The following is a 25055-nucleotide window of genomic DNA, read 5'->3' as shown; positions in this document are numbered from 1 at the left end:
GAGCGGTCAGGTCCCCATGTGGGCGATGACCGCGTCCGCGAAGCCGCTGCAGGAGACCTCGCGCGCGCCCTCCATGAGGCGGGCGAAGTCGTAAGTGACGGCGCGGTTGCCGATGGCCCCGTCCATCCCCCGCACGATGCGGTCCGCGGCCTCCGTCCAGCCCATATAGCGGAGCATCATCTCCCCGGAGAGGATGACCGAGCCGGGGTTCACCTTGTCCTGGTTCGCGTACTTGGGGGCGGTGCCGTGGGTGGCTTCGAAGACGGCGTGACCGGATTCGTAGTTGATGTTGCCGCCGGGGGCGATGCCGATTCCGCCCACCTGAGCGGCCAGGGCGTCGGAGAGGTAGTCGCCGTTCAAGTTCGGGGTGGCGATGACGTCGAACTCGTCGGGGCGGGTCAGGACCTGCTGGAGGGTGATGTCGGCGATGGCGTCTTTGATGATGACCCGGCCCGCGGCCGCCTTCTCCGCGGCCGCCGCCGCTGCCGCTCCCTGCTCCTCCTTGACACGGGCGGTGCGCTCCCAGCTCCACGTCTCCTGGGGGAAGGTCTCCTCGGCGGTGGCGTAGCCCCAGCTTCGGAAGCCGCCCTCCGTAAACTTCATGATGTTGCCCTTGTGGACGAGGGTGACGCTCTTCCGGCGGTTGGCGATGGCGTAGCGCACGGCCGCCTTCACCAGCCGCTCCGTCCCCTCCCGGGAGACGGGCTTGATCCCGAGGGCGGTGGTGGCGGGGAAGCGGATCTTCTTATACAGGAGGGGGAACGTCTCCTCCAGGAAGGCCAGGACCTTCTGGGCCTCCTTTGACCCGCTCTCGAACTCGATGCCCGCGTAGATATCCTCCGTGTTCTCCCGGAAGATGACCATGTCCACCTTCTCGGGATGCTTGACCGGGGAGGGCACGCCCTTGAACCAGCGCACCGGCCGCAGGCAGACGTAGAGGTCGAGCAGCTGCCGCAGAGCCACGTTCAGGGAGCGGAAGCCGCCCCCCACGGGGGTGGTGAGGGGGCCCTTGATCCCGATCAGGAACTCGCGGAAAGCCTCCACCGTCTCGTCCGGCAGCCAGCTTTGGAACCGCTCCTGGCTCTTCTCGCCCGCAAAGACCTCCATCCACTGGATCCTGCGTTTCCCCGCGTAGGCCTTGGCTACCGCGGCGTCGAAGACCCGCACGCTGGCCCGCCAGATATCGGGGCCGGTGCCGTCCCCCTCGATGAAGGGCACGATGGGCTGGTGGGGCACCTGCAGCCGGCCCTCCCGAAAGGCGATCCTCTCCCCCGCGTCCGGCACCGTCACCAGCTTGTAGGGCATCGCGCCTCCTTGGCCGGTCCATTCTAGCGGAGCGCCTCTTGGGCCGCATGCCGTCTCTGGTGCGGCGGGCGGGGCGGAGGGTAGAATCGCGCTGGGAAGGAGCCTCTGACATGAACAGGAAGGTCACCGTGGTCGGCGGCGGAAACGTGGGCGCCACCCTGGCCCAGCGCATCGCGGACCGGGAGCTGGCGGACGTGGTCCTCATCGACATCATCGAAGGGATGCCCCAGGGGAAGGGCCTCGACATCCAGGAGGCCACTCCCGTGGAAGGGTCCGACGCCCGGGTCGTGGGCACCAACGACTACAAGGACACCGCCGGCTCCGACGTGGTGGTGATCACGGCCGGCATCGCCCGCAAGCCGGGCATGAGCCGGGACGACCTGCTCAACACCAACTACAAGATCGTCCGCGAGTGCACGGAGAGCGTCCTCCGGCACTCGCCGCAAGCCATCCTGATCGTGGTCTCGAACCCCCTGGACGCCATGTGCCAGGTGGCGTACAAGGTCTCCGGCCTCCCCAAGCACCGGGTCTTCGGGATGGCGGGGGTGCTGGACAGCGCCCGCATGCGCACATTCATGGCCCAGGAGCTGGGGGTCTCGGTCGAGAACACCCATGCCTTCGTCCTGGGCGGCCACGGCGACACAATGGTGCCCCTGCCCCGCTATTCCACCGTCTCCGGCATCCCCATCACCGAGCTGCTGCCGCCCGAGCGGGTGGAGGCCATCGTGAAGCGCACCGCCGCGGGGGGGGCGGAGATCGTCTCCCTCCTGAAGACCGGATCCGCCTACTACGCGCCCTCCTCCGCGACCGCGCAAATGGTGGCCGCGGTGCTCAAGGACAAGCACCAGGTGCTGCCCTGCTGCTGCTACCTGGAGGGGGAGTTCGGGATCAAGGGCCTCTACGTCGGTGTCCCCGCCCAGCTCGGGGCACGGGGGGTGGAGAAGATCTGGGAGATCAAGCTCACGGAGGCCGAACGGGCGGCGCTCCACCGCTCCGCGGACGCGGTCAAGGAACTCGTGGACGTCCTGAAGCTCTAGACCGCGGCGACGCTTCCGCTCCCTTAGGACTCCGGGCGGGGCGCGGTGCGGACGCAGTTCCGGCCCTCCCGCTTGGCCTGGTAGAGCGCGCGGTCGGCCACCGCGATCAAGTCCGCGGGGAGCGAGCGCAGGGGGGGCACGGTGGCCGCCACCCCCAGGCTGATGGTCAGGTGGGGCCCGATGGGCGAGGAGGAGTGGGGCAGGCGCAGGGCCTCCACGCTGGCCCGCAGCCGCTCCGCGAGATGGACCGCGCCCGGGGCGTCGGTGTTGGCCAGGAGCACCACGAACTCCTCCCCTCCGAAGCGCGCGGGCAGGTCGGCGGGCCGGCTGAACATCTCCCCCACGCAGCGCGCCACCCGGCGCAGGCTCTCGTCTCCGGCGGGATGGCCGTAGGTGTCGTTATAGCCCTTGAAGAAGTCGATGTCGCAGAAGATCAGGGAGAGGGGGGTGCGGTCGCGCATGGCCCGTCGCCACTCCCTCCCGATCGCCTCGTCGAAGCGCCGCCGGTTGGCGAGGCCGGTTAGGGTGTCGATGGTGGAGAGGTGCTGGAGCAAGCGGTTGCTCTCCTCCAGCTCCTGCCGCATCACGGCCAGCTCGTGGTTCGCCTGCTGCACCGCGGCCGCGTAGCTCTCGAGCTCGTGAAACTTCAAGTCCAGGGCCGAGAGGTCGTTGCGCGAGCGCTCGGAGATGGTGCGGCTCAAGATGAGGAGGGCGGCCGGATTGGTGGCGATCTTCTCCTGGAACTGCTCCGCGCTCACCTCCAGGAGGAGGGTCCGGGTGGTGGCGCGCAGGCTGGCCGCCCGCGCCTTGCCGTCGATCAGGGCCATCTCCCCGAAGTAGTGCCCGGGTCCGCCGAGCGCGAGGCGCCGGTCCCCTTTGTAGACCTCGAGCTCGCCCTCCAGGATCAGGTACATGGTCCGGCCCGGGGTTCCTTCCGCGAAGAGGATCTCATGGGGATCGAGGACGACTTCGCGGCTCTCCTCGAGCAGGCCGCGCAGCACCGGCTCGGGGAGAGCGGCCAGGAGCTCGGTCTTGCGGGCGATGCCCAGCTTTAGCTCGAGGTCCAAAGCGGAAGTCCTTTAGCCGGCCCCCCCGTGGCTCCGGGTCTCCTCCCGCGCCTTGAGGCAGCCCAGGATGAAGTCCCGGTTGAGGCGCGCGATGAACTCCACGCGGATCTGCTTCGGGCAGGCGGCCTCGCATTCTCCGTGGTTCGTGCAGGCACCGAATCCGGCCTCGTCCATGGCCGCCACCATCTTGCGCGCGCGCGCGTAACGCTCGGGCTGGCCCTGGGGGAGCAGGCCGAGGTGCGACACCTTGGCCGCCGTGAAGAGCATGGCGGAGGCGTTGGGGCAAGCGGCCACGCAGGCGCCGCAGCCGATGCAGGCGGCGGCGTCCATGGCCAAGTCGGCGGCTGCCTTGGGCACGGGGATGTCGTTTCCGTCGGGGGCGCTGCCCGCGGGCACGGAGATGTAGCCCCCCGCCTGGATGACGCGGTCGAGCGCGCTGCGGTCGACCACCAGGTCCTTGATCACGGGGAAGGCGGCCGCCCGCCAGGGCTCGATGGTCAGGGTGTCCCCGTCCTGAAAACTACGCATGTGGAGCTGGCAGGCGGTGGTGGCCGGCCGCGGGCCGTGGGGAACGCCGTTGATCACGACCCCGCAGGTCCCGCAGATGCCTTCCCGGCAGTCATGGTCGAAGGCAATGGGCTCTTGGCCTGCGTCGATGAGCCGCTCGTTGACGACGTCGAGCATCTCCAGGAAGGACATATCGGGGCTGATTCCGGGAGCCTCGTAGGTGACGAAGCCGCCCTCGGCCTCCGGGCCCTTCTGCCGCCATACGTGAAGGTGGAGGTGCAACCTCTACTCCCGGCGCGGACAGCGGCCGCAGACAAGCGGGGATGGCTTGGGCCCCCCGGGCCGCCCCCCCGGGCGCGGGCGCTTGGCGGAGGCCGGTTCGGGGGCCGGGCCGCTCCCCGCGCCCTTCATTTGTAGCTTCTCTGGCTGAGGTGGACGTACTCGAACTTCAAGGGCTCCTTGCGCAGGGTGGGCCTCTGGCCTTCTCCTGCGTAATCCCAGGCCGCCACGTGGCAGAACTTCTCGTCGTTGCGCAGGGCCTCCCCTTCCTCGGTCTGGAATTCCTCGCGAAAGTGCCCGCCGCAGGACTCGGCGCGCTCCAGGGCGTCCAGGCACATGAGCTCGCCCAGCTCCAGAAAATCGGCCACCCGGCCCGCCACCTCCAGGGACTGGTTCAGTTCCTTGTCCTCTCCGAGGACGTTTACGTTCCGCCAGAACTCCTCGCGCAGGGCGGGGATCCTTTGGAGCGCGGTCTCGAGGCCCTTCTCCGTGCGGGCCATCCCGCAGTACTCCCACATGAGCTGGCCCAGCTCGCGGTGGAAGGAGGTGACCGTGCGCTTGCCTTTGATGGCCAGGAGCTTCTTCGTTCGCTCTCCGACCGCCGCCTCCGCCGCCTTGACCGCGGAGTGGTCGGGGGCGACCCGCTCCGGCTTGGTGCTGGCCAGGTAGTGGCCGATCGTGTAGGGGATGATGAAATAGCCGTCGGCCAGACCCTGCATGAGCGCGCTCGCTCCCAGCCGGTTGGCCCCGTGGTCGGAGAAGTTGGCCTCGCCGACCACGTGCAGGCCGGGGATGGTGCTCATCAGGTTGTAGTCCACCCAGAGCCCGCCCATGGTGTAGTGGGAGGCGGGGTAGATGCGCATGGGCACCCGGTAGGGGTCCTCGGCGGTGATCCGCTCGTACATTTCGAAGAGGTTCCCGTACTTCTCGCGGATCCCGTCCTCCCCCAGCCGCTTGATCGCCTCCGCGAAGTCCAGGTACACCCCGTAGCCGGTCTCCCCCACCCCCCGCCCCTCGTCGCAGACCTGCTTGGCCGCGCGGGACGCGATGTCGCGGGGGGCCAGGTTCCCGTAGCTCGGGTACTTGCGCTCCAGGTAGTAGTCGCGCTCCTCCTCCAGGATCTGGTTCGGGGGGCGCTTGTCCCCCTTCTTGAGGGGGACCCAGATGCGGCCGTCGTTGCGCAGCGACTCGCTCATCAGGGTCAGCTTGGACTGGTGCTCGCCGCTGACGGGGATGCAGGTGGGGTGGATCTGGGTGTAGCAGGGATTGGCGAAAGCGGCCCCCCTCTTGTAGGCGCGCCAGATCGCGGTGGCGTTGCAGCCCTTGGCGTAGGTGGCGAGGTGAAAGACGTTGCCGTAGCCCCCCGTGGCCAGCACCACCGCGTCCCCCAGGTGGGAATCGATCCGCCCCGTGACCATGTCCCGCACCGCGACGCCCCGCGCCCGCCCGTCCACGACCAGGAGCTCCAGCATCTCGTGGCGGGGGAACATGGTCACCTTGCCCAGCCCGATCTGGCGCTCCAGGGCCTGGTAGGCGCCGAGCAGGAGCTGCTGGCCGGTCTGGCCGCGGGCGTAGAACGTGCGCGAGACCTGCGCCCCTCCGAAGGAGCGGTTGGCGAGGGTGCCCCCGTACTCGCGGGCGAAGGGCACCCCCTGGGCCACGCACTGGTCGATGATGTTGGCGCTGAGCTCGGCCAGGCGGTAGACGTTGGCCTCCCGGGAGCGGAAGTCGCCGCCCTTGACGGTGTCGTAAAAGAGCCGGTAGACGCTGTCCCCGTCGTTCTGGTAGTTCTTGGCCGCGTTGATCCCCCCCTGGGCGGCGATGGAGTGGGCGCGGCGGGGGCTGTCCTGGTAGCAGAAACACTCCACGTTGTAGCCGAGCTCGGCCAGGGAAGCGGTGGCGGAGGCCCCGGCCAGGCCGGAGCCCACCACGATCACCCGGTACTTGCGCTTGTTGGCCGGGTTCACGAGCTTCATCTCGAAGCGGTGGTTCTCCCACTTCCTTTCGATGGGCCCGGAGGGGATGTTCGAGCGCAGCTCCAAGGCCTACTCGTGGAGGAGGCCGCTCAGCACGGCCAGGGGGAAGGAGAGGTTGCCCGCCACCACCACCACCGTGATCAGGGTGGAGAACGAGTGGCGCAGGGCGTTGAAGCGCGGGTGGCTGAGGCCCAAGGTCTGCAGCATGCTCCAGACGCCATGGTACATGTGCAGGCCCAGGGCCAGCATGGCCAGCGCGTAGAACAAGGAGACCGGCCACGCTTGAAAGCCCACCACGAAGTTGTGGTAGACGTCGCCCGCGCGGAAGTCCGGATGCAGGTTGCCGAAGGTAAAGTGCATCAGGTGGTAGACGATGAAGAGGAGCAGGATGGGACCGCTCCAGACCATGGTCCGGGAGGCGTAGGTGGACTCCCGGTGGCGGGTCTTCCGGTAGCCCACCGGCCGCGCCGCCCGGTTGTCGAGGGTCAAGGAGGTCGCGGCCCAGATGTGGAGCGCCACCGCGGCCAGGAGCCCCGTGCGGGCGATCCAGATCCCGGCCCCGTGCAGGAACTCCCGGAGGAAGACGGCGTAGGCGTTGAGGGCCTCCGCTCCCAGGTACACCTGGAGGTTGCCCACCATGTGCCCGACCACGAAGCCGAAGAGCACGAGGCCGCTCCCGGCCATCACCACTTTCCGGCCGATCGTGGAAGCGAGGAAGGTCGCCGTCCGCTGCCCGTCTGCCCCTGGGGAGGCCGATGCAAGATACTGCATCGCCGGGGTGTTCACGGCGCGATTCTAGCCGGGCCGCACCGAGCGCGCAACAACCGCTCAGGGTGGGAGCGCGCGATACTTCTGCTCCCGTCGCCGCCGGGCCTCCACCGCCGCTCTCAGCTCGGTCTCGAACCTCGCATCCTCGGGCACGTCGCCCCCCCGCGTCACCGAACCTTCTCGCGAGCCGGGCGAAGGAGCAGCCGGAGGAGAATGCTCTGGAAGGTGGGCTCGCGGTAAATGCCGTGATGCTCGGCGCTCCCGAAGATGGCGTGCGAGACCTCGGCCAGGCCGCTGCCCGTCTCCGCCTCCTCGGCCCCCGGAAGCTGCGCAGCCAGGACGCTGGCGCGGGTCACCCGCCCGTCGCCCGCCTCGAACATGAGGTCCGCCTCTCGGTGGGTGGCGGGCTCGAAGCGGGGCGGCGTCCCCCGTGGCTCCAGAACCATCGCCCGGGCCAGGGTGGGCAAGCAGTCGCCGCCGAGGAGCAACACCCGGGTCGGGCAGGGAGCCTCGGGCGGACGGGACAGGGCTCGGTGGACGGCACCGGCGCGGGCGAGGGCGACGGCCAGGAAGGCCCGGTGGGCTTCCGGATCGGGGTCGGCCTCCAGTCTGTCCCCCCGGCGTCGCGGGGGCGGCGCGCCGAAAGGCCCCCAGCCAAACCGTTCCCACACCGCGACGTCGTGGAGGTCCACGTCCAGGGGATGGCCACGATGGTCCAGGAGGGCCGGGGCGCCGGCGGGGGGGAGGAGCTGGTAGATGGAGGGCATGCGCGCGATCACGGAGGCGGCGAGGGTGGTGTAGGAGAGGCCCACCCGGTTGCCGTTCAGGATGGCGTCGAGGGAGGGGATGCTCCCCGCGTTGGGGACCGCGACCAGGACCAGGTTGCGAATGCGGCGGGCCCCCGCCCACGTCACGGGCCCTTCCGGCTCCGCGGTGCCATAGCGCAGGTAGTAGCGGGCCACCAGCCCGCCCATGCTGTGCCCGATGATGTTGAAGCTGGCCTCGTCCCCGCCGCGCTCCTCGGCCAGGGCCTCCAGGCTCTCGTGGAGCGCCCGGGCCGACTCCACCAGGTCCCGCCGCCAGTCGTAAGAGAAGATATGGAAGGCGAGGCCGCGGCGGCTGGCCGGCCGAAAGCCGGACTCTTCGAGCACGTCCACGAGGTCGGCGTACTCCGTGAAGCCGAAGACCCGAGGGAGCACGGTGTCCGCGCCCAGCAGGCCCCCCGGCACGAGGTCGTCGCGGCTCGCGGAGAGGGGGAGCCGGAAGGGGAGGCTCAGCGCGTGGTGGCCAAGGGCGTTGCCGACGTTGAGCCAGGCCTGCGTCCCGTCCGGGTGATGGAGTTGGCTGCCCAGAATGCCGGGCAACACCACCACGGGGGGGACGCGGGGATCATCGGGCAAGGCCCGGATAAGCCGGGGGTCGAGACCACGCCGGGGGGCGAGGGAGTAGGCCAGAATGGCGCCCGCCCCTCCGGCCAAGAGACCGGCCAGGAAGGGCCACGCGCGGTTCCCCGGAGCCTCGCCCCGCCCGCCCCCACCTGTCAAGGCGACGCCCTCCTCCGCGCGATTGTACCGTGGGGCCCGCTCCCGCGTGGGTTTGCCTCTCCCGTCGGGGGCGTATAGGATGGCGGGCTAACTTCTTTACTTCGCTCGGCCTCCGGGGCCGCGCCGGAGGATACCGTGACCAGGATGAACCTAAAGCATGCCGCTCCCGGGCTGGCCGTGACCGCAGCCCTCGTCGCCGCCCTTTGGGGTTGCCAGGCCGAGGCACCCCAAGCGAGTCCTTCCCCCGCGGGCTCCTCCGTGCTGAAGACGGAGGACGAAAAGACGATCTACGCTCTGGGGGCCAACTTGGGCGGTCGTTTCGTGGCCCCCCTCAAGCTCACCCCGGCTGAGGTTGAGATCCTGAAGAAGGGCCTGAACGACACGTCTGCCGGGGGGAAGTCCGAGGTCCCGCTAGAGGTTTACGGCCCCAAGATCGAAGCGCTGGCCCACGCCCGGGCCGCGCTGGGGGCGACGGCGGAGAAGGCCAAAGGCGAGTCCTTCCGCGACGCGGCCGCCCACGAGCCGGGGGCGGTCAAGACCAACTCCGGACTGGTCTACCGCACCCTGACTCCGGGCAAGGGCCCGAGCCCGAGCGGGAAGGACACGGTCCAGGTGCACTACCAGGGCACGCTCATCGACGGCACCGTCTTCGACAGCTCGATCGCGAGGGGGCAGCCGATCGACTTCCCCCTCAATGGTGTGATCCCGTGCTGGGGAGAGGGTGTGCAGCGCATGAAGGTGGGGGAGAAGGCGCGGCTGGTCTGCCCCTCGGAGATAGCCTACGGCGATCAGGGGCACCCGCCCGTCATCCCCGGCGGGGCCACCCTCGTCTTCGAGGTGGAGCTTCTGGCCATCCGGAAGTGAGCTCTTCAGGAGCGCGGCGCCCCCGGGGAAGGGCCCCCAAAGTCTAGACCCGCAGCGGATTGACTCCCTGCCGGCCCCCTGACTATCATCCGCACCGCGAGCGGTTCCCCTCCAAGAGACTCTGGAGGTCCTCACGAAATGAAGATCCACGAGTATCAGGCCAAGGCGGTCCTCGCCTCCTTCGGGGTGCCCACACCCCGCAGCGGCGTGGCCTACACCGCCGACGAGGCGGTGGAGGTGGCCAAGGGCCTGGGCTTCCCGGTCGTGGTCAAGGCCCAGATCCACGCGGGCGGGCGGGGCCAGGCGGGGGGGGTGAAGCTCGCCCGGTCGGCGGACGAGTGCGAGGCGCTGGCGAAAGCCATGCTGGGCATGACCCTGCGGACGGTCCAGACCGGTCTCGAGGGTCGTGTGGTCCGGCGCCTCCTCGTCGAGCAGGGAATAGACCTCGCCGGCTCCCGCGAGATGTACCTCGCCCTGCTCGTGGACCGCGGTTGGGCGCGGACCGTGTTCATGGCTTCCGCCACGGGCGGGATGGAGATCGAGGAGGTCGCGGCCCGGGACAAGAAAGCCATCCTCAGAGAGACCGTGGACCCCGCGGTGGGCTTCCAGGCCTTCCAGGCCCGCAAGCTGGCCTTCGGCCTGGGCCTTCCCGGCCCCCTCCTGGCCAAGGCCGTCGCTTTCATGCAGTCGCTCTTCCGGGCCTTCGAGGCCGTGGACGCCTCGCTCCTGGAGATCAACCCCTTCCTGATGACGAAGGCCGGTGACTTTCTGGCCCTGGATGCCAAGCTCAGCTTCGACGACAACGCCCTCTATCGCCATCCCGAGCTCCGGGAGCTGCGCGACTTCGACGAGGAGGACCCCCTCGAAGTGGACGCCTCCAAGTACGGTCTGAACTACATCAAGCTGGAGGGGGGCAACGTGGGCTGCATGGTCAACGGAGCGGGCTTGGCCATGGCCACCATGGACATCATCAAGCTCGCGGGGGGGGCGCCCGCCAACTTTCTGGACGTGGGGGGAGGAGCGAACGCGGAGCAGATCCGCAACGCCTTCCGGATCCTGCTCGCGGACCGGGAGGTGAAAGCGGTCCTCATCAACATCTTCGGCGGCATCCTCCGCTGCGACGTGCTGGCGGAAGGGGTAATCACGGCCGTGCGCGACCTGAAGGTCAAGGTGCCGGTGGTGATCCGCATGAAAGGCAACAACGAGGAGATCGGAAAGGAGATGCTTCGCACGTCGGGACTCAACTTTGCCACCGCCGACGAGATGAAGCAGGCCGCGAACAAGGTCGTGGCCGCGGCCGCGGGGGCGTCATGAGCGTCCTCGTGGGTCGGGACACCCGCCTCCTCGTGCAGGGCATGGGGAAGCACGGGACCTTCCATGCCGTGGGTTGCCGCGAATACGGCACGACCGTGGTCGGGGGGGTCACCCCCGGGAAGGGGGGGACCACGGTGGAAGGCTTCCCCCTCTTCGACGGCGTGGAGGAGGCGGTGCGCAAGACGGGGGCCAACGTTTCCATCATCTTCGTGCCCCCCCCCGGTGCCGCGGACGCCATCATGGAGGCCGCGGACGCGGGGATCGCGCTTGTCGTCTGCATCACCGAGGGCATCCCCACCCTGGACATGGTGAGAGCGGCGGCCTTCCTGGTCGGGCGCCCCACGCGCCTGATCGGCCCCAACTGCCCCGGCATCATCTCCCCCGCGGAGAAGTGCAAGGTCGGCATCATGCCCGGCCACATCCACAAGGGCGGGTCGGTGGGGGTGGTGAGCCGTAGCGGGACCTTGACCTACGAGGCGGTCAACCAGCTCACCGCCCTCGGCATCGGCCAATCCACCTGCATCGGCATCGGGGGCGACCCCATCATCGGCACTAGCCACCTCGATGCCCTCGAGCTGTTCAACCGGGACCGTGCCACCCGCGCCATCGTCATGATCGGCGAGATCGGGGGGAGCGCCGAGGAGGAGGCCGCGGCTTTCGTCAAGAAGCACGTGCGGAAGCCGGTCGTGGGCTTCATCGCCGGGCAGACCGCGCCCCCCGGGCGACGCATGGGCCACGCGGGGGCCATCATCGCCGGGGGCAAGGGGACCGCGGCCGAGAAGATGAGGGCCATGAAGACGGCGGGGATCCACGTGATCAAGTCACCCGCGGAGATCGGGACTGCGGTGGCCCGGGTCCTGAGGAAGAGGTAGGAGCGCCGGCTTTGAAAGAACGCACGTTTTCCATGATCAAGCCGGATGCGGTGAAGGCGGGGCAGGCGGGGGAGATCCTGGCCCGGCTCGAGAAGGCCGGCTTCCGCATGGTCGCCCTGCGCCTCCGGTACCTCACGCGCGCGGAGGCGGAGGGCTTCTACCATGTGCACCGCGAGCGTCCCTTCTTCGGGAGCCTCTGCGGCTTCATGTCCTCCGGCCCCTGCGTGACCCTGGTCCTGGAGCGGGAGGGCGCGATCGCGCATCTGCGGGAGATCATGGGCGCTACCGATCCGGCCCAGGCGCGGCCGGGCACCATCCGCCGGGATTTCGCCTCCTCCATCGAGGCGAACTGCATCCACGGCTCGGACGGGCCGGAGAGCGCGCGCCTGGAGATGGGCTACTTCTTCCCCGGCATTGAGCTGCCCGAGGGCGGGGACTAGGGTGGCCACCGCCCGCGGGGCGGCCGCGCGCTGACCAAAAACCCGCGCCCGCCACGGTATGATCGTGGCGTGAGGGATCTCACGGAGTTCGGGAGGTGGCTCATCGCGGCGGGAGCGGTGCTCGCCGGCCTGGGGGTCATTCTCCTGCTGGTGGGCCGGGTCCCCGCCGGAGTGCGGCTGCCCGGCGACGTCGTGGTCCGGCGGGGCAACTTCACCTTCTACTTCCCCCTCGCGACCTCGATCCTGCTGAGCCTTCTCCTCACCCTGCTGTTCTCGCTCTTCCGGCGATAGGAGGGAAGTCATGACGGTCAAGTCCGACCGGTGGATCCGCCGGATGGCCCGCGAGCACCAGATGATCGAGCCCTTCTCGGAGAAGCAGGTCCGGGAAGGGGTCGTCTCCTACGGCCTCTCGTCCTACGGATACGACGTGCGGATCGCCGACGAGTTCAAGATCTTCACCAACATCAACTCCACGATCGTGGACCCCAAGAACTTCGATCCCCGTTCCTTCGTCGACTTCCGGGGCGAGGTCTGCATCATCCCCCCCAACTCCTTCGCCCTCGCCCGTACGGTGGAGTACTTCCGGATCCCCCGCAACGTGATCACGATTTGCGTGGGCAAGTCCACCTACGCGCGCTGCGGCATCATCGTCAACGTCACGCCCTTCGAACCGGAGTGGGAAGGCATTGTGACCCTGGAGGTCTCGAACACCACGCCCCTGCCGGCCCGGATCTACGCCGGGGAGGGGATCGCCCAGGTGCTCTTCTTCGAGAGCGACGAGGTTTGCGAGACCTCCTACGCGGACAGGAAGGGAAAATACCAGGCCCAGAAGACGCTGACCCTGCCCAAGCTCTGACCATGCCGAGGCGCGTTTTCCCCCCGTTCTGTCCTCCGGGGCTGCTCCCCTCAGGGGGGCGGCCAGGTCGGCCGGGAGAGCCCCTCTGGCGCGGCCAAGGGACCTTCCGCGGCGGGCCTTCGGGGAGGTGTTCTCGTGGTTGAAGAGACGGTCACGATGGAAGGGCACCTCATCGACTCCGACGTCCTCCGCAAGGCGTTCAACCGGATCGTGGAGGAGGGGGGGGAGTTCGAGGTCCTGTCCTTCCGGGTGGGCAAGACCAACGCGGATCCCTCGTCGGCCAGCCTGGCCGTGAAAGCCAGGGATCCCCATTCCCTCGACCGCATCCTGGAGGCGCTCGCCTACCTGGGCTTCTCCACCTTGACCGGCGACGCCCGCTTCGCGCCCGCGGAGGCGGACGGGATCCTGCCCGACGAGTTCTACTCCACCACCAACTTCGACACCTTCGTGCGCATCGGGGGCCGGTGGGAGGCCGCCCGCGACCAGAAGATGGATTGCGCCCTCGTGCTGCGGGCGGGCGCCCCCCACTGCGTGAAGCAGGGCCAGGTCAGGAAGGGAGAGCCGGTGGCCCTGCGCGGGGCCGGAATAAGGGTGCGTCCCCCCGAGCGCAGCCGCGACTACTCCGTGTTCGGCTTCATGTCCAACGACATCTCAGCCGAGGTCAACAAGGGCATCGCCATCGCGGGCAGCGCGCGCGAGATGCGGAGGGCGCGTCAGGCGGGGGAGAGGATCGTGGTGGTGGCGGGCCCGGCCATCGTGCATTCCGGGGGCGACGTGTCCCTGGCCCGCCTCCTGCGCGACGGCTGGGTGGACGTGCTCCTCACCGGCAACGCCTTCGCCGTGCACGACGTGGAGAAGTCGATCCTGAAGACGAGCCTCGGGGTCTGCCAGATGAGCGGACGGGCGGTGGACGGGGGCAGCCGCAACCACCTCTTCGCCATCAACTCCGTGAACCGGGCAGGGGGGATACGTCCGGCCGTGGAGTCGGGCCTTGTCACCTCCGGGGTCATGTACGAAGCGGTCAAGCGGGGGATCCCCTTCGTGCTGGCGGGCTCGATCCGGGACGATGGGCCCCTCAAGGACACGATCACGGACATGATCGCGGCCCAGAAGGCCTATGTGGATGCGCTCAAGGGGGCGGGCGTGTGCCTCATGCTGGCCTCCGCCCTCCACTCCATCGCCGTGGGCAACCTGCTCCCGGCCCGGGTGCGGACGGTCTGCGTGGACATGACGGAGTCCGTCCCCGTCAAGCTCTCGAACCGCGGCACCATGCAGGCCATCGGGCTCGTCACCGATGTCGGCTTCTTTCTCGAGCGGCTGGAAGCCGAGCTCTCTTCCCCCTCCGACCAGCCTTGAAAAGGGGCACCTACGGCCCGAGCGTTATGAGCAGGTCGTTGGAGCCGATCCCGTCGAAGACCACGAACACCCGGAGTTGCCCCGGCTTCAAGGCCTTTAGCTTCCGCTGCCAGTTCGACTGGATGCCCTCCTCGATCAGGCTGGCGTCGGAGTAATACCAGATGATCCCGTCGCCGGTGCCCCCGATCCCGTTCGTCTCGTAGCCGTCCTTGTCTTTTCCCGTCACGTCGAGGCGGATCGTGTAGTTAAGCAGGACGTTGGGGGTGACGATACCGTGATCATGGCCGGGAGGGGGGTAGACGAGACCCCCACCCGGGTCCAGGAGGGCGTAGGGCCTCAGGATGGCCCGCGCCACCGGGGTCATATTGCCCGGACAATCGCCGTTGGGCACGCAGCCGGGGGGAGGCGTCGGGGCGGGGGCGGGGGTCGGTGTGGGTGCCGGGGCGGGGGTTGGAGTGGGTTGGATGACGGGCGGGGCGGTGGGGCTGGAGCCTCCGCACTGAACGCCCGGAAGGGCGAGTGAGACCCCTATGATCAGCATCGTCGTCTTACGCAGCATCGTCGGTCCTCCCGGATCTTCCCACGCCCGCCTCGGCGGACAGGCAGTCCGTGCCGCGGGCGGGAGAGCCGTGAGACAGGAGTGAAGAGGCGGGGGCGTTGCGGCCGGACCTTCGGGAGGGGCGGGCACCGGAAACGGCGAGCGAAGTCTTGATCACACCCTCCCTAGGGCCAAACTCAACCCATGACTTTATAACCGGAGGGCCCGCTTGCCGTCAACCCCTTGTGGTCGGTCCAGGGAGGTGCGCCAGCGGTTAGGGTTTTTGCCCCCGCCCCGGTAGCCCGGGGAGCGCGGCGGAGACTACAATAAGGGCTCTCATGGATTCCTTGCTCGCCTCCCCCGACCAGATGGGAATGATTGTGCTCCGGACCCTCGTGGTCTACCTCTTCATCCTGGTCGGCTTCCGACTGGCCGGGAAGCGCGAGGTGGGTCAGCTTGCCCCCTTCGACTTCGCCCTGATCCTGCTCATCGCCAACGCGGTCCAGAATGCCATGGTCGGCCCCGACACCTCCCTCGTAGGGGGCCTGACCGCGGCCGGCGTGCTCCTCATCGTCAACTTCCTGCTCGGACGCCTGGCCGCCAAGAGCCGCCGGATCGAGCGGCTGATCCGGGGCCGGGCCCGCATCCTCATCTATAAGGGCGAGCTCCACGAGGAGGCCCTGGCCGCGGAGCGCCTCACCCACGAGGACGTGCTCCAAGCCCTCCGGGAGAGCGGGTGTCCCTGCATCCATGACTGCCGACTGGCGGTCCTGGAGGTGGACGGGACCATCTCCGTCATCAACACCCCCGAGAAGGTGGAGAGGGCCGAGGCTTAGATCTTGCGGATGGGCGTCGCGGTGGCGGCCGTCGCGGGGGCCTTTTCCGCGCTGCCGCCCGCGCCCCTCCCCGTTTGCGATTACGAGGTGCGGGTCGGGGAAGGGGCCCGAGAGCTGCAGATCGAGGCTCGTCTGCCCTCCCGCAGGGGGGAGGACCTCGCGCTCGGTGCGGGTCTTGGCGGCTTCCTTCGGGAGGTGGAGGCCGAGGAGGACGGCGCGTGGCGGGCCGTTCCCGAGCGGGGGGAGGTGTTCCACCCCCGCGCGTGTGCCTCCGGTGCGTGCCACGTTCGCTACCGCTTCCTGCTCGCGGAGGCCGCCCGCGAGGAGCGGAGCGCCGACTCCGCCCTGGAGTACCGGGGGGTGTTTGTCTCTCCGCCCTCCTCTTGGCTCCTTGTCCCCGCGGGGGACGCCGCGCGGCTACGCTGCCGCTTTCGCGTCCGCACCCCCGAGGGCGTCGCCTTCGTGACCGGAGTCTTTCCGTCCGCGGGCTCCCTCGACACCTACGAGCTCGGGGGCGAGGATCTGGAGAGCCCCCCCTCCGCTGCTTTCGGCCCCTTGCAGACGGACCAGATCGAGGTGCCCGGCGGCACGGTGCTGGTGGCGGTCTCTCCCGGCGAGCTCTCCGTTTCCGGGGCCGCCCTCCTGGGCTGGGTGGGGAGCGCGGCTCGCGCGGTGGCCTCCTTCTACGGGCGCCTCCCCGTCCCCCGTGTCCTCGTGCTCGTGCTCGCCGGGGGCCGGGGGGGGATCGGCGGCGGCCTCACCATGGGGAACGGGGGGGCCTCCATCCGGGTGCGGGTAGGGAAGGGAGCGGGGGAGAGGGACCTGGAACGCGACTGGATGCTCACCCACGAGATGGTCCACCTGGCCCTGCCCAACCTGGACTACGCCCACCGCTGGCTCGAGGAGGGGATCGCCACCTACGTGGAGCCGATCGCCCGGGCCCGGATGGGCACGCTGGCCGCGGAGGAGGTGTGGAGGGGCTTCGTGGAGGGGATGCCCAACGGCCTGCCCGCGGAGGGGGACCGCGGACTGGACCGCACGCACACCTGGGGCCGGACCTATTGGGGGGGCGCCCTCTTCTGCCTCTTCGCGGATGTGGCGATTCGCGAGCGCACCCACGGCGAGCGGAGCCTGGACGACGCGCTCAAGGCGGTCTTGGCGGGGGGGGGCAGCATCTCCACCCGCTGGAGCCTGGGGCGCACGCTGGACGCGGCCGATGGGGCGGTGGGGGGCTCCGTGCTCCGCGAGCTCTACGCTCGCCTGGGACCGCGACCGGCGGCCCTCGACCTGGCCGGCCTCTGGAAGCGGCTGGGCCTGGTGGTGCACGCGGGAAAGGTCGACTTCGACGACGACGCCCCCCTGGCCGGCCTCCGGCGGGCGATCACGCGGGGTCCTACTCCTCGGCCATGAACGGGTAGCGGTAGTCGCGGGGCGGGTTGAAGGTCTCCTTGATCACCCGCGCGCTCACCCAGCGCATCAGGTTGAGCTTGGAACCGGCCTTGTCGTTGGTGCCCGAGCCCCGCGCCCCCCCGAAGGGTTGCTGGCCCACCACCGCCCCCGTGGGCTTGTCGTTGACGTAGAAGTTTCCGGCCGCGTTGCGCAGAGTGACCGAGGCCGCGCGGATGGCCGAGCGGTCACGGGCGAAGACCGCCCCCGTCAGCGCGTAAGGAGAGGTCTCGTCCACGATCCGCAGCGTGTCCTCCCACTTCTCGTCGTCGTAGGGGAGGGCGGTGACCACGGGGCCAAAGATCTCCTCGCGCAGCAGCCGGTAGGCCGGATCGCTGGTCTCCACCAGCGTGGGTTCGATGAAGTAGCCGGTCTCGGGGTTCGCGCCCCCGCCGGCGACGATGCGCGCGTTCCCGCGGGCGTCCCCGAGGTACTCCCCGATCTTGTCGAAGGCCCGGCGGTCGATGACGGCGCCCATGAAGTTCCGGAAGTCCGCCACGTCTCCCATCCGGATGTCCGCCATGATGGCGGCGGTGCGGTCGCGGACGTCCTTCCAGATCGACTTCGGCACGTAGACGCGGCTGGCCGCGGAGCATTTCTGGCCCTGGTATTCGAAGCCTCCCCGCGCGATGGCCACGGCCAGGGCCGCCGGATCGGCGGAGGCGTGGGCCACGATGAAGTCCTTGCCGCCCGTCTCGCCCACGATGCGCGGGTAGGAGCGGTAGCCGGCCATGTTGGCCCCGATCGTCTTCCACATGCGGTTGAAGACGTCGGTGCTGCCCGTGAAATGCACCCCCGCCAGGTCGCGATGGGAGAGCACGGTGTCGGAGATCATGACCGCGTCACCGGGCACGAAGTTGATGACCCCCGGGGGCAGACCTGCCTCCTCCAGCACGCGGAGGACGGCGTAAGCGCTGGGGATGGCCGAGGAGGCCGGCTTCCAGACCACGGTGTTCCCCATCAGGGCGGGGGAGGTGGGAAGGTTGCCGCCGATGGCCGTGAAGTTGAAGGGGGTGATGGCGTAGACGAACCCCTCGAGCGGCCGGTAGTCGAGCTGGTTCCACATGGCGTGGTCGGAGAGGGGTTGCTCGGCGTAGAGCTCCTGGGCGTAGTGGGGGTTGAAGCGCCAGAAGTCGGTGAGCTCGCAGGCGGCGTCGATCTCGGCTTGGAAGACGGTCTTGGACTGGCCGAGCATGGTGGCGGCGTTGACGGTGGCCCGCGCGGAGGTGGCCAAGAGCTCGGCCGCTCTCAGGAAAACGGCCGCCCGGTCCTCCCAGGCCCAGCTCCCCCAGTCCTGCCGCGCCAGGCGGGCGGCTTCGACGGCCTGAAGCACGTGCTCGCGTGAGGCTCGGTGCCAATCGGCCAGCACGTGGCGGTGGTTGTGGGGCATCACCGCCTGCGCCTTGTCGCCGCTGCGCACCTCCTTGCCCCCGATGACAAGGGGAATCTCGAGCCGTTCCTCGGCCATGGACTTGAGCCGAGCCTTCAGCTCGCGCTTTTCGGGCGAGCCGGGGGCGTAGGCCCTCACGGGCTCGTTCGCAGGCGGGGGCACGCGCCGGATACCGCTGAAGGCGGGAGGGTGGGGGTTCGAGGGCGTGTTGGACACTTGCATTTCCTTGCCGAAAAAAGAGAAAGCCGCTTGGCCGACCTTCTCGGCACGATAGCCGATGGCGGGCGGGGCGGTCAATCGGCCCCTGCCGCTCTATACTCGGGCGACATGGCCTCCCGCCGCCTCCTGCCCTCCCTGGGCCTCGCCGCGGGGAGCCTCCTCACCACCCTTCTCGCCTTGGAAGTGGGCTTCCGACTCGTGGGCGTCTCCGTAGGCACCGTCCAGATCAACCGCGGCACCGTCCGGCGCAGCCCCGATCCGCGCCTGCAGTTCGAGCTCAAGCCGGGCTCGACCGTGCAGTCGGAGGTGGAATACCGGATCAACGCCTCCGGCATGCGCAACCCGGAAGTGAGCGAGGCCAAGGCCCCGGGGGTCCGCCGCATCGCCGTGCTCGGGGATTCCATCGCCTTCGGCTACTGGGTGTCGGAGGCCGACGCCTTCCCCCGGCGCCTCGAGCACTTGCTGGACGGGGGGGGGCGGGTGGAGGTCCTGAATTTCGGCGTGCCCGGCTACAACCTGGACCAGGAGATCGAGACGCTGCGCGTGAAGGCGCTCCGCTTCTCGCCCGACCTCGTGCTCGTCGCTTTCTGCTTGAACGACCTGGAGGGGATCTTCTCCTACGAGTACGGCCTCACCTTGGACCGTTCGAACCGGACCCGCACCCTTCCCGGGCGGACCCTCGAGCTGCTGCTCGAGCGCTCACGGTTCTTTTCCTGGCTGGAGTACCGGCTGGCCGAGCTGGAGGCCAGGCGGAGCTACGTCCATGCGCGGAACCCCCTGCGCGGCCCCCTCTACGAGCAGGCGGTGAGCGAGCAGGGCAAGGCGCTGGAGGACCGATTCTCCACCCTGGCCGCCATCCTCAAGAGCGGGGGAGGCATCCCCGGCCTCGTCGCCATCTTCCCCGTCTTCGGCAACCGCTTTCCCGCTTATCCCCACCGGGACCTCCACCGGGTCGTGGCCGCCGCCGCCCGGGCCTCCGGGCTGGCCGTCGTCGATCTCCTCGACTGCTATGAGGCCTACGACGTCTGGGACCTGCGCGTGGACGTCGTGCACCCGAACCCGATGGGCCACGGCGTGGCCGCCCACGCGATCGCGGAGGCGATCTGCGGGACGGGCTGGCCGTGCGCGCCCGATCTTCTGCGGGGCCGCTGTACGGGTTACCGGAAGACAGACTTCCCCTCCGTGCGCGGCTACTGATGGGAGGGGAACCCGAGGCCGGCCCCGCGGGCGCGCCTAGGGCGGGGGCCCCCCCGGCCGGAGCAACCCGGGGGTCCGGGGGCGGCTCGCGGGGGGCCGGGTCAGCGAGCGCATCCGCTCCGCCAGAGCGTCCAGGCGGTAGCCGCCCCGGGCGGGGTTGTGATAGCCGAGCGCGCGCTCCTCGGGCAAGAGGTCGGCGGCATCCATCATGGGCTCGAGCGCGTGGCCCTCGTGCCACTCGTTGAAGGAGTTGATGTAGACGAAGAGCACGCCCCGCCGGGCATTGGTGAGGGCGGGGTCGGTCTGCACGGCAAGGGTGGCGTCAAAGGAGGCCCGGATCCTCTCCTCCGCGAGCCCGGCCGCCCGCTCGCGGTCCTCGGCCCGGGACCAGTCGAGCCCGTCGCTGGCGGGGGCGAACGGCCGGGGGGCGTAGCAAGAGCCCGCCTCCACGACGCGCGGTTCGATCTGGTCGTAGCCGGGGTTCACGTTGAACGAGAAGATGAGCCCGGCCTGCGACGCGCCCCCCGCGTAGCCGGCGTACTTCTCGGGACCGATGAAGTTGTCGTAGATGCCGATCCCGTCGAAGCCGGAGTCGGGGGTGCGCTTGAACTCCAGGGAGTCCGCGAGGAGCGTGAGGTGGGGGAAGTCGCCCTTGAGAGTGTTGCGGAGGCGGTCGGTCTGCTCGCGCCAGACCGCGTCCGGCGTGTAGTCGGGGACCGGGCTCGTGAGCCCGTGGCAGTCCGTGCTGGTGGGGGGAAGGATGCAGCGGAAGCCCTTGAAGACGGGCCCCTCCGATCCGTCCTCGTTCCGAGGGAGGAGGAAGGCATCCCAGCCCCGCTTCTCCCCGTACTCGCCCAGCAGGTAGAGGATGTCGTCGGCGAAACGGCGCCCGCGCTCCTCGGTGTAGGACTCGAGGGCGAAGGTGACCTTGATGTCGTGATCCCCCATGACATCCATGATCAGAGGCACGGCCCTATCCTCGTAGCTGCCGCGGCCCCACCAGGAGAGGGCGATCGCGCCCACCCCCGCCTCGTTGATCCAACGCGCCTGCTGCTCGACCACGGCCCGCGAGCCCACATCGTAGGGCCCCAGGCGGGGGACGTAGTGGGAAGCGAGGTCGAGCGGGGGATGGCGGTCCAGGTAGTCCCAGTGAAGGTAGGTCGGGGGTCCCCCGTACCACGGGTAGTACTCGAAGATGAAGTGGCGCTTCAGGTCGGCAAACCGCCCGGCCAGGCCCGGGCCCAGAGGCGCTTCCGCCTCGGTGCGGTGGAATTCGGGGCGGGGCAGAGGCTCCCCGGCCCGCAGGGCGGCGGCGAGCGAGGAGTCGCCGCGCCAGCGCCGGGCGGGGTCGGGCCCCGGAGGGCGGAGGGCGGTCAGGTACTTTGTCGCGGCCGCCCGGGGCAGGGGCCAGCCCAACCGCCCCACCGCGGGCAGAGCCACGCCCGCGCGCAAGAGCGTGCCCAGGAACGCGCGTCGGGGGACCGGCGTCCCGCGACCCATGCCTTGATCTTAAGCCCGGTCCGCCGCCGTCGCCCAGCGCCCGCGCATTGCCGCCCCCCGCGGCCGTCTGCTAGACTGCCGCTTTTGCGGGGCCGAGGATGATCCGTGCTTATCGGGGCGTTTGGCCGAGGTTGGGGGAGCGCGTGTACGTGGACGTCTCCGCGCAGGTGATCGGCCAGGTGGAGCTCGGCGATCACGCCAGCGTCTGGATGAACGCCGTGATCCGGGGGGACGTGAACCTGATCCGCATCGGAGTGGGCACGAACGTCCAGGACAACTGCGTGGTGCACGTCTTCCGGGCCGACCATCCCACCCTGATCGGCGACCATGTGACGGTGGGCCACTCCGTCACCCTGCACGGCTGCACGATCGGTCCCCGCTGCCTCATCGGCATGGGGGCCACGATACTGAACGACGCCGAAGTGGGGGAGGAGTGCATCATCGCCGCGGGCACCCTGGTCCCGGAGCGGATGAAGATCCCGCCCCGCCAGCTGGTCATGGGCTTGCCCGCCCGGATCCGGCGCGACCTCACCGCCGGGGAGCGGGAGAGCCTGCGCCGCTCCGCGGACAACTACATCGAGTACAAGGAGACCTACCTCCAGGAGGCGGCGGCCCCCGGGCGCCCGCCGACGGGGGAGGCTCCTTGACCGTCATCCGGGCCATCAAGGGGACGCGGGACATCCTGCCCGACGAGGTTGCGGTCTGGCAGCGGATCGAGGGCGCGGCACGCACCCTCTTCGGCCGCTACGGCTACCGTGAGATCAGGACCCCCATCTTCGAGGAGACGGAGCTGTTTGCCCGCGGCATCGGGACCGAGACCGACATCGTGGGCAAGGAAATGTACACCTTCGACGACCATGGGGCGTCCCTCACCCTCCGCCCGGAGGCCACGGCCGGGATCGTGCGCTCGGTGATCGAGAACAACCTCATGAACACCGATCCCGCCCTCAAGGTCTACGCCCTCGGCCCCATGTTCCGGCGGGAGCGGCCGCAAAAGGGCCGCTACCGGCAGTTCCACCAGGTGGACGTGGAGGCCCTGGGCCTGACCCGTCCCGCAATCGACGCGGAAGTGGTGGAGATGGCGCTCGGTTACCTGGAGGCCTGCGGCCTCCAAAGCTACGAGCTGGTGCTGAACTCGGTGGGGGATGCCAAATGCCGGCCGGCCTACGTGGAGACCCTGCGCGCGGCCCTCCGCCCCCAGGTCTCCCGCCTCTGCCCCGACTGTCAGCGGCGGACGGAGACCAACCCCCTGCGCGTGCTGGACTGCAAGGTTCCGGAGGACCAGCCGGTGATCGAAGCGCTGCCCCGGATCGCGGATCACCTGTGCGTGGAGTGCCGGGACCACTTCGCGGAAGTCCTCCGCGAGCTCGAGCTGCTCGGGATTCCCTACCGGCTCAACCACCGCCTGGTGCGTGGCCTCGACTACTACACCCGCACCACCTTCGAAGTCACGAGCGGCGCCCTGGGGGCCCAAAACAGCGTGCTCGGGGGCGGGCGCTACGATGGTTTGGTGGGGGCGCTGGGCGGCCCCGACATCTCCGGCATCGGCTTTGCCCTGGGCATGGAGCGCCTGGTGCTGATCCTGCCCGTCCCGGAGGGAGAAACCCGCTGCGACGTGTTCCTGATACCGCTTGAAGACGCTGCCTTCGACGAGACCCTGCGGCTGCAGCGCACCCTGCGCGGGGCCGGCCTGCGCGTGCTGGTGGACCCCGAAGGCCGGAGCTTCAAGGCCCGCCTCAAGATGGCCGACAAGCTGGGGGCCCGCTACGTGGCCATCCGGGGCGAGGACGAGCGGCGGAAGGGCGTGTGGTCGGTGCGGGACATGAAGGGGTCCGCCCAGGAGGATGTGACCGAGTCCCGGGTGGCCGAGCATCTGACGGAGAGGATCCATGGCTGAGACCCTGGGCGACCTAGCCCGCAGCCACTACTGCGGGTCGCTCCGCGGGGCCCAGGTGGGGCAGACGGTGACCCTGCTGGGCTGGGCGGCCACCCGCCGGGACCTGGGGGGTGTCGTCTTCATCGACCTCCGGGACCGGGAGGGCATCTGCCAGGTGGTGGCCCGCCCCGAGGTGTCGAAGGAGGCCCACGCGGCCGCGGACCGGGTGCGCGGCGAGTACGTGCTAGCGGTGCGGGGGGAGGTGGCGGCCCGAACCCAGGAGACCGTGAACCCCAAGATCCCGACCGGGGGAGTGGAGGTGCTGGCCCGCGAGCTCCGCGTCCTCTCCGAGGCCCGCACTCCCCCCTTCCCCATCGAGGACGAGATCCCGACCCACGAGGACACCCGGCTCAAGTACCGATACTTGGACCTCCGGCGCCCCCGCCTGCAGGCGAACCTCCGCCTGCGCCACCGCGCGGCCATGGAGATCCGGCGCCACCTCGACGAGGAGGGCTTCTACGAGATCGAGACCCCCTTCCTGACCAAGTCCACGCCGGAGGGGGCACGGGACTACCTCGTCCCCTCCCGCGTCCACCACGGCCATTTCTACGCCCTCCCCCAGTCTCCCCAGATCTTCAAGCAGATCCTGATGGTCTCCGGGGTGGATCGCTACTTTCAGATCGTGCGCTGCTTTCGGGACGAGGACCTCCGGGCCGACCGCCAGCCCGAGTTCACGCAGGTGGACATCGAGATGTCGTTCCCGCGCATGGAGACGGTCTTCGAGCTCATCGAGCCGCTCTTCCAGCGCGTCTTCCGCCTGATCGGGGTGGAGGTGCCCCGCCCGTTCCCCCGCCTGCCCTACGCGGAGGCCATGGAGCGCTACGGCTCCGACAAGCCCGACCTCCGCTTCGACATGCCCATCCACGACGTGACCGAGGAGATGCGGACCCTCGGGCTCGACACCTTTCCCCGTCTCCTCGAGGACGGCGCGCGCGCCCGCGCGCTCGTGCTCCCGGCCGCGGGCGGCGTCTCCGGCACCCGGCTTCGCAAGATCAACGAGGAGGTGTGGCTGGGGCGGATCGTGGGCGACGCCCACGCCGCCCGCCGAAACCTCTTTACCCTCAAGGCCACGGAGGAGGCGGTGGCGAACCTGGGCAAGAAGGGGGCGAGCGAGGCCGTGGCCCGCCGGCTGCTGGAGAGGGCGGGCGCGGGCAGAGACGACACCGTGCTCGTGGGCGTGGACGCTCCCGGCCCCCTGGCCATGGCTCTCGGTATCCTGCGCCTGGAGATGGGCCGCGAACTGAAGCTCGTGGACGAGAAGGCCCATCGCTTCCTCTGGGTGACCCACTTCCCCCTCTTCACCTGGGACGCTTCGGCGCGACGCTACGTGAGTGCGCACCATCCCTTCACCGCTCCCCGGGAGGAGGACGTGCCCCTCCTCGATAGCGACCCGGGGGCGGTGCAGGCCCAGGCCTACGACCTCGTGCTGAACGGGACCGAGGTCGGGGGGGGCAGCCTCCGCATCCATGATTCCGCGCTCCAGGCCAAGGTCTTCAAGAGCCTCTCCCTCTCCGACGAGGAGGCCCGCGAGCGCTTCGGATTCTTCTTGGAGGCGCTCCAGTACGGCACCCCCCCCCACGGGGGCATCGCGCTCGGCCTCGACCGCATGGTGATGATCTTGTGCGGGGAGTCCTCCATCCGCGACGTGATCGCCTTCCCCAAGACGGCCAGCGCGGCCGACCTCATGAGCGGTTCCCCCTCCACGGTGTCCGACGAGCAGCTGAAGGAGCTGGGCATCCTGCTCGTGAAGAGGCCATCGTGACCGGGGAGCGCCTCCCGCCTTGTGATAGACTCTCCGCCATGCCGAC

Annotated in this window: 23 protein-coding genes; 14 read left to right on the top strand and 9 right to left on the bottom strand. The window is 69.6% G+C overall.

Annotation, left to right across the window (positions count from 1 at the left end):
* Positions 1 to 6: 6 nt before the first annotated feature.
* Positions 7 to 1305 carry an NADP-dependent isocitrate dehydrogenase gene (icd, locus tag VN461_07885; GenBank protein ID HXB54687.1) on the bottom strand — a complete coding sequence of 433 codons (1299 nt, stop codon included), beginning with the start codon at positions 1303 to 1305 and terminating at the stop codon, positions 7 to 9.
* A 110-nt stretch (positions 1306 to 1415) separates the two neighbouring features.
* Here icd and mdh point away from each other — a divergent pair, with 110 nt between their 5' ends.
* The gene (gene mdh, locus VN461_07880) at positions 1416 to 2342 is read left to right on the top strand and encodes a malate dehydrogenase (GenBank protein ID HXB54686.1); all 927 of its coding nucleotides are present in this window, start codon (positions 1416 to 1418) and stop codon (positions 2340 to 2342) included.
* 23 nt (positions 2343 to 2365) lie between these two features.
* Here mdh and VN461_07875 read toward each other — a convergent pair whose 3' ends face one another.
* The 5 genes from VN461_07875 to VN461_07855 form a co-directional block, all read right to left on the bottom strand.
* Complete coding sequence (locus VN461_07875) at positions 2366 to 3409, bottom strand: diguanylate cyclase (GenBank protein HXB54685.1); 1044 nt, start codon at positions 3407 to 3409, stop codon at positions 2366 to 2368.
* A gap of 12 nt (positions 3410 to 3421) precedes the next feature.
* Positions 3422 to 4198, bottom strand: coding sequence for a succinate dehydrogenase/fumarate reductase iron-sulfur subunit (locus VN461_07870; protein ID HXB54684.1), 777 nt, complete (start codon positions 4196 to 4198; stop codon positions 3422 to 3424).
* 125 nt (positions 4199 to 4323) lie between these two features.
* Complete coding sequence (locus VN461_07865) at positions 4324 to 6237, bottom strand: fumarate reductase/succinate dehydrogenase flavoprotein subunit (GenBank protein ID HXB54683.1); 1914 nt, start codon at positions 6235 to 6237, stop codon at positions 4324 to 4326.
* A gap of 3 nt (positions 6238 to 6240) precedes the next feature.
* The gene (locus VN461_07860; protein HXB54682.1) at positions 6241 to 6957 is read right to left on the bottom strand and encodes a succinate dehydrogenase cytochrome b subunit; all 717 of its coding nucleotides are present in this window, start codon (positions 6955 to 6957) and stop codon (positions 6241 to 6243) included.
* Positions 6958 to 7106: 149 nt separating this feature from the next.
* Positions 7107 to 8483, bottom strand: a complete 1377-nt coding sequence (locus VN461_07855; protein HXB54681.1) for a hypothetical protein — start codon at positions 8481 to 8483, stop codon at positions 7107 to 7109.
* 144 nt (positions 8484 to 8627) lie between these two features.
* On the opposite strand from VN461_07855, the gene VN461_07850 reads away from it, so the two are divergent.
* The 7 genes from VN461_07850 to VN461_07820 all read left to right on the top strand — a co-directional run bounded on the left by VN461_07850 (position 8628) and on the right by VN461_07820 (position 14185).
* The gene (locus tag VN461_07850) at positions 8628 to 9347 is read left to right on the top strand and encodes an FKBP-type peptidyl-prolyl cis-trans isomerase (protein HXB54680.1); all 720 of its coding nucleotides are present in this window, start codon (positions 8628 to 8630) and stop codon (positions 9345 to 9347) included.
* A 138-nt stretch (positions 9348 to 9485) separates the two neighbouring features.
* The gene (sucC, locus tag VN461_07845) at positions 9486 to 10661 is read left to right on the top strand and encodes an ADP-forming succinate--CoA ligase subunit beta (protein HXB54679.1); all 1176 of its coding nucleotides are present in this window, start codon (positions 9486 to 9488) and stop codon (positions 10659 to 10661) included.
* On the top strand, positions 10658 to 11533 hold the full coding sequence (sucD, locus tag VN461_07840) for a succinate--CoA ligase subunit alpha (GenBank protein HXB54678.1): 876 nt from the start codon (positions 10658 to 10660) through the stop codon (positions 11531 to 11533). The genes sucC and sucD overlap by 4 nt, the downstream gene beginning before the upstream one ends.
* Positions 11534 to 11544: 11 nt before the next feature.
* On the top strand, positions 11545 to 11973 hold the full coding sequence (gene ndk / locus VN461_07835; GenBank protein ID HXB54677.1) for a nucleoside-diphosphate kinase: 429 nt from the start codon (positions 11545 to 11547) through the stop codon (positions 11971 to 11973).
* Between the two features lie 69 nt (positions 11974 to 12042).
* The gene (locus VN461_07830; protein HXB54676.1) at positions 12043 to 12264 is read left to right on the top strand and encodes a DUF2905 domain-containing protein; all 222 of its coding nucleotides are present in this window, start codon (positions 12043 to 12045) and stop codon (positions 12262 to 12264) included.
* Positions 12265 to 12274: 10 nt separating this feature from the next.
* On the top strand, positions 12275 to 12829 hold the full coding sequence (gene dcd / locus VN461_07825; protein HXB54675.1) for a dCTP deaminase: 555 nt from the start codon (positions 12275 to 12277) through the stop codon (positions 12827 to 12829).
* A 135-nt stretch (positions 12830 to 12964) separates the two neighbouring features.
* Positions 12965 to 14185, top strand: a complete 1221-nt coding sequence (locus tag VN461_07820; GenBank protein HXB54674.1) for a TIGR00300 family protein — start codon at positions 12965 to 12967, stop codon at positions 14183 to 14185.
* Between the two features lie 10 nt (positions 14186 to 14195).
* On the opposite strand, the gene VN461_07815 is transcribed toward VN461_07820, so the two are convergent.
* Entirely contained in the window at positions 14196 to 14744 is a 549-nt protein-coding gene (locus VN461_07815; protein ID HXB54673.1) for a hypothetical protein, read from the bottom strand.
* A gap of 317 nt (positions 14745 to 15061) precedes the next feature.
* Here VN461_07815 and VN461_07810 point away from each other — a divergent pair, with 317 nt between their 5' ends.
* Positions 15062 to 15559 carry a YetF domain-containing protein gene (locus VN461_07810; GenBank protein HXB54672.1) on the top strand — a complete coding sequence of 166 codons (498 nt, stop codon included), beginning with the start codon at positions 15062 to 15064 and terminating at the stop codon, positions 15557 to 15559.
* Positions 15560 to 15562: 3 nt separating this feature from the next.
* Positions 15563 to 16969 carry a hypothetical protein gene (locus VN461_07805; GenBank protein ID HXB54671.1) on the top strand — a complete coding sequence of 469 codons (1407 nt, stop codon included), beginning with the start codon at positions 15563 to 15565 and terminating at the stop codon, positions 16967 to 16969.
* On the opposite strand, the gene pruA is transcribed toward VN461_07805, so the two are convergent.
* Entirely contained in the window at positions 16953 to 18617 is a 1665-nt protein-coding gene (gene pruA, locus VN461_07800) for an L-glutamate gamma-semialdehyde dehydrogenase (GenBank protein ID HXB54670.1), read from the bottom strand. The two genes, VN461_07805 and pruA, sit on opposite strands and share 17 nt — an antisense overlap.
* A gap of 105 nt (positions 18618 to 18722) precedes the next feature.
* Here pruA and VN461_07795 point away from each other — a divergent pair, with 105 nt between their 5' ends.
* Positions 18723 to 19811 carry an SGNH/GDSL hydrolase family protein gene (locus VN461_07795; GenBank protein HXB54669.1) on the top strand — a complete coding sequence of 363 codons (1089 nt, stop codon included), beginning with the start codon at positions 18723 to 18725 and terminating at the stop codon, positions 19809 to 19811.
* Positions 19812 to 19847: 36 nt separating this feature from the next.
* On the opposite strand, the gene VN461_07790 is transcribed toward VN461_07795, so the two are convergent.
* Positions 19848 to 21311: a hypothetical protein gene (locus VN461_07790; protein HXB54668.1), complete on the bottom strand. Its 1464-nt coding sequence runs from the start codon at positions 21309 to 21311 to the stop codon at positions 19848 to 19850.
* Positions 21312 to 21409: 98 nt separating this feature from the next.
* Here VN461_07790 and VN461_07785 point away from each other — a divergent pair, with 98 nt between their 5' ends.
* Genes VN461_07785 through aspS form a run of 3 tightly spaced genes read left to right on the top strand, consistent with a single transcriptional unit; the run spans position 21410 to position 25009 of the window.
* The gene (locus VN461_07785) at positions 21410 to 21958 is read left to right on the top strand and encodes a gamma carbonic anhydrase family protein (protein HXB54667.1); all 549 of its coding nucleotides are present in this window, start codon (positions 21410 to 21412) and stop codon (positions 21956 to 21958) included.
* The gene (gene hisS, locus VN461_07780; protein HXB54666.1) at positions 21955 to 23208 is read left to right on the top strand and encodes a histidine--tRNA ligase; all 1254 of its coding nucleotides are present in this window, start codon (positions 21955 to 21957) and stop codon (positions 23206 to 23208) included. Before VN461_07785 ends, hisS begins: the two co-directional genes overlap by 4 nt.
* Positions 23201 to 25009, top strand: a complete 1809-nt coding sequence (gene aspS, locus VN461_07775; GenBank protein HXB54665.1) for an aspartate--tRNA ligase — start codon at positions 23201 to 23203, stop codon at positions 25007 to 25009. The genes hisS and aspS overlap by 8 nt, the downstream gene beginning before the upstream one ends.
* Positions 25010 to 25055 lie beyond the last annotated feature (46 nt).

Source organism: Vicinamibacteria bacterium (assembly GCA_035570235.1).
In the GTDB taxonomy this organism is placed as follows: domain Bacteria; phylum Acidobacteriota; class Vicinamibacteria; order Fen-336; family Fen-336; genus DATMML01.
The sequence above is the reverse complement of the archived record's forward strand: the minus strand, read 5'-3'. Positions and strand labels throughout refer to the sequence as shown.